At 56.1% G+C, this 6,359-nt stretch carries 4 protein-coding genes; all 4 read left to right on the plus strand.

Translation table 11 applies throughout. The features are described from left to right. Positions 1-11: 11 nt before the first annotated feature. Positions 12-653, plus strand: a complete 642-nt coding sequence (ampD, locus tag AC07RZ_RS12225; RefSeq protein ID WP_494668096.1) for a 1,6-anhydro-N-acetylmuramyl-L-alanine amidase AmpD — start codon at positions 12-14, stop codon at positions 651-653. A 495-nt stretch (positions 654-1,148) separates the two neighbouring features. After that, positions 1,149-4,031, plus strand: coding sequence for a ribonucleoside-diphosphate reductase subunit alpha (locus AC07RZ_RS12230; RefSeq protein ID WP_494668173.1), 2,883 nt, complete (start codon positions 1,149-1,151; stop codon positions 4,029-4,031). Between the two features lie 234 nt (positions 4,032-4,265). Beyond that, positions 4,266-5,441, plus strand: coding sequence for a ribonucleotide-diphosphate reductase subunit beta (locus AC07RZ_RS12235; protein WP_144739370.1), 1,176 nt, complete (start codon positions 4,266-4,268; stop codon positions 5,439-5,441). 487 nt (positions 5,442-5,928) lie between these two features. Then, positions 5,929-6,359, plus strand: a 431-nt coding sequence (locus AC07RZ_RS12240; protein ID WP_494668097.1) for a histone H1-like repetitive region-containing protein, incomplete at its 3' end; no start/stop codon positions are given.

Below are 6,359 nucleotides of genomic sequence, written 5' to 3' on the forward strand. Positions count from 1 at the left end.
GGCAGGTAACAATGACGGAGCAGCAGAAACCGCTTCCCCCGTGTTTTGAAATCGGCGCGGACGGCTGGTGCCGTCCCGATGAAGTCGTGCGCCAGTCTTCCCCCAATTGCGACGCCAGGCCGGAGGGCTGCGTCGCCGATTTGCTGGTGATCCACAACATCAGCCTGCCGCCGGGGCAGTTTGGCGGCCCCTATATTGCCGACCTGTTCGGCAATCGCCTGGATTACGATGCGCATCCTTATTTCGAACAGCTGCGGCCACTCAGGGTTTCTTCCCATTTCCTGATACTGCGCGACGGCGGGGTTGTGCAGTTTGTCTCCGCCAATGACAGGGCCTGGCATGCGGGTGCGTCATGTTTCGAGGGCCGTGAGCGCTGCAACGATTTTTCAATCGGGATCGAACTGGAAGGCACCGATTTCGAACAGTTTTCCGCGTTGCAATATCATGCGCTGGCGACATTGACCCATGCCTTGCGGTTGCGTTACCCTCTCGCCGCGGTCGCCGGGCATGAGCATATCGCACCCGGCAGAAAGACCGATCCCGGTCCGTTTTTTGACTGGACCCAATACCAGCAAGCCTTAGCCGGGCATGCAGCAAAAACGCCGGGCGAACCTGCGCTACGCTTTCCCGCCATAGACAAAAAAGTCAATTGAATAGTCTCTTTTCGCATATAAAAAAGATCCTACTTTTGGATTGCATCGGCGAGTTCTAGGTACTACAATTAGTAAAAATCAAATCCAGAAACCTATATGTAGTGTTTTTCCGTACTTCGTCCTTGGTTTGCTTTGCATGGTCTGTCCACCTATGTGGTGTTTTGTTTTTGTACTCACGTCAGTATAAATGCAGGTGTCGGACAGGCTGCTCAGCAGCCTCTGGGTTTGTTGCCGGTCTTCGTCAATCATTCTTTTAACGCTGGTTTTCTCTTTTTTTATCTTAATCGGGCATTGGTCACGAACGCCTGCCGACAGGCAGTCGATGGGTCAACAACTGATCCGGCAATGACTGATGCAGCAATAGCAGTATCTGAACCATCAACGGTTCCAAGGTTCTAATTAATAACAGCAGGCGTCATTGTTTCGCCTGCTTTCACAGTCTCGGGAGGCTCAGTGCAATCTACTCAAGAAATTTCCGTTAAATCATCAGCCGAAATCGCTGGTGTCCAGCCAACAACCGGCAGCGGCTCTCCCGTCAAGGTATCCAGCAGTTTCGGTGACTACCGCATCATCCGCCGCAATGGCGCCGTAGTCGGTTTTGAACCATCCAAGATCTCGATCGCAGTCACCAAGGCCTTCCTCGCCGTCAACGGCGGCCAGGGTGCGGCATCGGCGCGGGTGCGTGAACTGGTTGAGCAGCTGACTTCCAACGTCGTCGCCGCCCTGGTGCGCCGCCAGCCGAATGGCGGTACTTTCCATATTGAAGACATCCAGGACCAGGTCGAACTGTCCCTGATGCGCTCCGGCGAACATGACGTGGCGCGTGCCTACGTGCTGTATCGCGCCAAGCGCATGGAAGAGCGTTCGCAGCAGCAGACCGGCGCCAAGCCAAGCGTAGCCGGCACGGAATTGTTCGTGACCGAAGACGGCCAGCGCCGCGCGCTGGACATGGGCCAGGTGCGCAACCTGATTACCGCGGCTTGCATCGGCCTGGAAAAACACGTCGACGCCGAAGCCATCCTGGCCGAGACCGTCAAGAACCTGTACGACGGCGTGCCGGTTGAAGAATTGCACAAGTCGGCGATCCTGGCCGCTCGCGCGCTGATGGAAAAAGACCCTGCCTACAGCACGGTTACTGCGCGTCTGCTGATGCACACGATCCGCAAGGAAGTGTTCGGCAAGGAAGTGGCGCAAGCCGATGCTCCAGCCGAATACCTTGAATATTTCCCGAAATTTATTAAAAAGGGTATTGAAGCCGACTTGTTGGATGCCAAGCTGGCGCAATTCGACCTGAAAGAATTGGGCGAAGCACTGAAGCCGGAGCGCGACCTGCAATTCGGTTACCTCGGCCTGCAAACCCTGTACGACCGTTATTTCCTGCACGTCCGCGATATCCGCATCGAAATGCCGCAAGCGTTCTACATGCGGGTGGCGATGGGCCTGGCGCTGAATGAAGTCAACCGTGAAGCACGCGCTATCGAGTTCTACAACCTGCTGTCCAGCTTCGACTTCATGAGCTCGACGCCGACCCTGTTCAACTCCGGCACGCAACGCTCGCAGCTGTCGTCCTGCTACCTGACGACGGTGGCCGACGATCTCGACGGCATCTACGAAGCGATCAAGGAAAACGCCCTGCTGGCCAAATATGCCGGCGGCCTGGGCAATGACTGGACGCCGGTGCGTTCGCTGGGCGCCCATATCAAGGGCACCAACGGCAAGTCGCAAGGCGTGGTGCCGTTCCTGAAAGTGGTCAACGACACCGCGGTGGCGGTCAACCAGGGCGGCAAACGCAAGGGCGCGGTCTGCGCCTACCTGGAAACCTGGCACATGGACATCGAGGAATTCCTCGACCTGCGCAAGAACACCGGCGACGATCGCCGCCGTACCCACGACATGAACACTGCCAACTGGATTCCTGACCTGTTCATGAAGCGCGTGATGGAAAAGGGCGAGTGGACCCTGTTCTCGCCAAGCGACGCACCGGACCTGCACGACAAGGTCGGCCGCGCCTTCGAGGAAGCATATACCGGCTACGAAGCCAAGGCTGCCCGCGGCGACCTGCGCCTGTTCAAGAAGATCCAGGCGCTCGACCTGTGGCGCAAGATGCTGTCGATGCTGTTTGAAACCGGCCATCCATGGATTACTTTCAAGGATCCATGCAACATCCGTTCGCCGCAGCAGCACGTCGGCATGGTCCACAGCTCCAACCTGTGCACCGAGATCACGCTCAACACCAACGAATCCGAGATCGCGGTATGCAACCTGGGCTCGGTCAACCTGCCGGCGCACATGAAAGACGGCCAGCTGGACCACGCCAAGTTGCAGAAAACCATCAATACGGCGATGCGCATGCTGGATAATGTGATCGATATTAACTATTATGCAGTGAAGAAGGCGCGCGATTCGAACTTGCGGCACCGTCCGGTTGGCCTCGGCATCATGGGTTTCCAGGATTGCCTGCACATGATGCGCGTGCCTTACGCTTCGCAAGCAGCGGTTGAATTTGCCGACAAGTCGATGGAGGCAGTCTGCTACCACGCCTACTGGGCGTCGACCGAACTGGCGGAAGAGCGTGGCCGCTACAGCAGCTATCGCGGTTCCCTGTGGGATCGCGGCATCCTGCCGCAGGATTCCCTGAAACTGCTGGCGGAAGAGCGCGGCGGCTATCTGGAAGCGGATATGTCCGAATCGCTGGACTGGACCGAACTGCGCGGCCGCATCAAGGAATTCGGCATGCGCAACTCGAATTGCGTGGCGATTGCGCCGACTGCGACCATCTCGAACATTATTGGCGTATCGGCCTGTATCGAGCCGACCTACCAGAACCTGTACGTGAAATCGAACCTGTCGGGCGAATTCACGGAAATCAATGAATACCTGGTGCGCGACTTGAAAGCGCGCGGCTTGTGGGACGAGGTGATGATCTCCGACCTCAAGTACTTCGACGGCAGCCTGGCCAAGATCGACCGCATTCCGCAAGATCTGCGCGATATCTACGCCACCGCATTCGAAGTCGAACCGTCCTGGCTGGTGGAAGCGGCATCGCGTCGCCAGAAATGGATAGACCAGGCGCAATCGCTGAATATCTATATGGCGGGCGCATCCGGCAAGAAGCTGGATGAGACCTACAAGCTGGCATGGCTGCGCGGCCTGAAGACCACTTACTACCTGCGCACCATAGGCGCGACGCATACCGAGAAGTCGACATCGAAAACCGGCGCCCTGAATGCCGTGTCGGTAGACGGCGGCGCCAGCGGCGGCGCAGCGGCGACTTACGGCACTGCTGCTGTTGCAGCCGCGCCACAGGAACTGGATGGCCCGGCATGCACCATGCGCCCAGGCGATCCAGGATTCGAAGAGTGCGAAGCCTGCCAGTAAGCCAGTTATTTGAGGGCAGGGTTCAAGCGGTGCTGCAGTGTAGCGAATCAGGTTTCCGTACAGCACCCGCCGTGGCTTCTGTCCTCAACTGGCTAGAGATAAAACGTAGCAATTGCAAAGACAAGTAGGGTGGGCAGGAAATCTGCCCACGCGTTACCGAAACAAGCGTAGCGATCAATTCGAGGTCGCGCGCGGGCACAGCCGCCCACCCTACGAAAGATAAAGGAATAAAGAATGCTCTCCTGGGATGAAGAAAAAAGTTCGGCCCCTCGTACTCCGTCTATGCCGGCGCAACCGGCATTTGCTCCTTCGGCGCGTCCGCAGATGTCCGATACCGCTCTCAACCCGGCGTTGATGGGACAGGCCGCCGCCGCGCCTGCAGTCGATGTCAGCCACCGCGTCAATGCCGCGGACAAACGCATCATCAACGGTCATACCGACGTCAACCAGCTGGTGCCGTTCAAGTACAAATGGGCCTGGGACAAGTACCTGGCCGGCTGCGCCAACCACTGGATGCCGCAGGAAATCAACATGCAGCGCGATATCGAGCTGTGGAAGAACCCGAACGGCCTGACCGAAGACGAACGCCGCCTGGTCAAGCGCAACCTGGGATTCTTCGTCACCGCCGACTCGCTTGCCGCCAACAATATCGTGCTCGGCACCTACCGCCACATCACCGCGCCGGAATGCCGCCAGTACCTGCTGCGCCAGGCTTTCGAGGAAGCGATCCATACCCACGCCTATCAATACATCGTGGAATCGCTCGGCCTGGACGAGGCGGAAATCTTCAACGCCTATCACGAAGTCAAATCGATCCGCGACAAAGACGAATTCCTGATCCCCTTCATCAATACGCTGACCGATCCCGAGTTCAAGACCGGCACTACTGAAAACGATCAGAAATTGCTGCGCTCGCTGATCGTCTTCGCCTGCATCATGGAAGGTCTTTTCTTCTACGTCGGCTTCACGCAGATCCTTGCGCTGGGCCGCCAGAACAAGATGATGGGCGCTGCCGAGCAGTACCAATACATCTTGCGCGACGAGTCGATGCACTGCAATTTCGGGATCGATTTGATCAACACAATCAAGATGGAAAACCCGCATTTGTGGACACCGGAATTCCGCGATGAGATCAAAGCGTTGTTTTTAAGCGCAGTAGAGTTGGAATATCGCTACGCAGAGGATACAATGCCGCGTGGAGTGCTCGGTTTGAATGCGCCAATGTTCAAAGGCTACTTGCGGTTCATCGCAAATCGCCGCGCGCAACAGATCGGACTGGATCCAATGTTCCCTCAGGAAGAAAATCCCTTCCCCTGGATGAGCGAGATGATCGACCTGAAAAAAGAACGCAACTTTTTTGAGACTCGTGTAATCGAATATCAAACCGGCGGTGCACTGAACTGGGAATAAAGGCTTCAGATCTCGGACAAGAATAACGAGGTGGATGGAAACCTGCAGCGCTTAGTACTATAAAAAAGTCTGCAAACTAAAAGGTGATTTCCAAATTTAATGAACAGCCAAAGACAGAAACGTACTTATCTGTTGTCGCCGCTTACCCCGATTCAGTCGGGTTTGGCGGCGTTTTCTTTGGAAAAACTAACCATTTTGTAACAGAATTCCGACGCTGGCATAGCCGCTAGCGTTTTTTTGGCCAAGGATCGCAGCCGACAGGTGATGCGAATTCTTCCTCCCAGCCCGGAAGCTGGGAAAAGACCCTGGCCAATAATGGCTGAAGTGCTGCATCAATGAGGGGATGGAGCAGTTCAGCTGGTGCCGAATTCATTAGCGCAAGCAGAGTTGATTGCGCCGATGAATAATCCGCCGTTCCCATCGCGATGGGTTCGTCGGGTTTCCAACTTGGAGCTTGATTTTTTCCATCACGTGAAGGAGAAACAAAATGGCAACAGCAGCAAAGAAACCCGCAGCGAAGAAACCCGCTGCGAAGAAAGCAGCCCCGGCCAAGAAGCCAGCAGCTAAAGCAAAACCAGCAGCAGCTAAGAAACCAGTTGCTAAGAAAGCTGTAGCAGCGAAAAAGCCGGCAGCCAAGGCAGCAGCAAAACCAGCAGCCAAGAAACCGGTTGCCAAGAAAGCTGTCGCCGCTAAAAAGCCAGTAGCTAAGAAAGCAGCAGCAAAACCAGCAGCCAAGAAACCGGTTGCCAAGAAAGCTGTCGCGGCCAAAAAGCCAGTAGCCAAGAAAGCAGCAGCAAAACCAGCAGCCAAGAAACCGGTTGCCAAGAAAGCTGTCGCGGCCAAAAAGCCAGTAGCTAAGAAAGCAGCAGCAAAACCAGCAGCCAAGAAACCGGTTGCCAAGAAAGCTGTCGCGGCCAA

It is taken from the genome of Collimonas sp. GW821-FHT07E08 (assembly GCF_059418905.1).

Bases quoted from the DNA above. Each gene is read 5' to 3' on its own strand.
- ampD (WP_494668096.1), top strand. From the start codon at position 12: ATGACGGAGCAGCAGAAACCGCTTCCCCCGTGTTTTGAAATCGGCGCG.
- AC07RZ_RS12235 (WP_144739370.1), top strand. From the start codon at position 4,266: ATGCTCTCCTGGGATGAAGAAAAAAGTTCGGCCCCTCGTACTCCGTCT.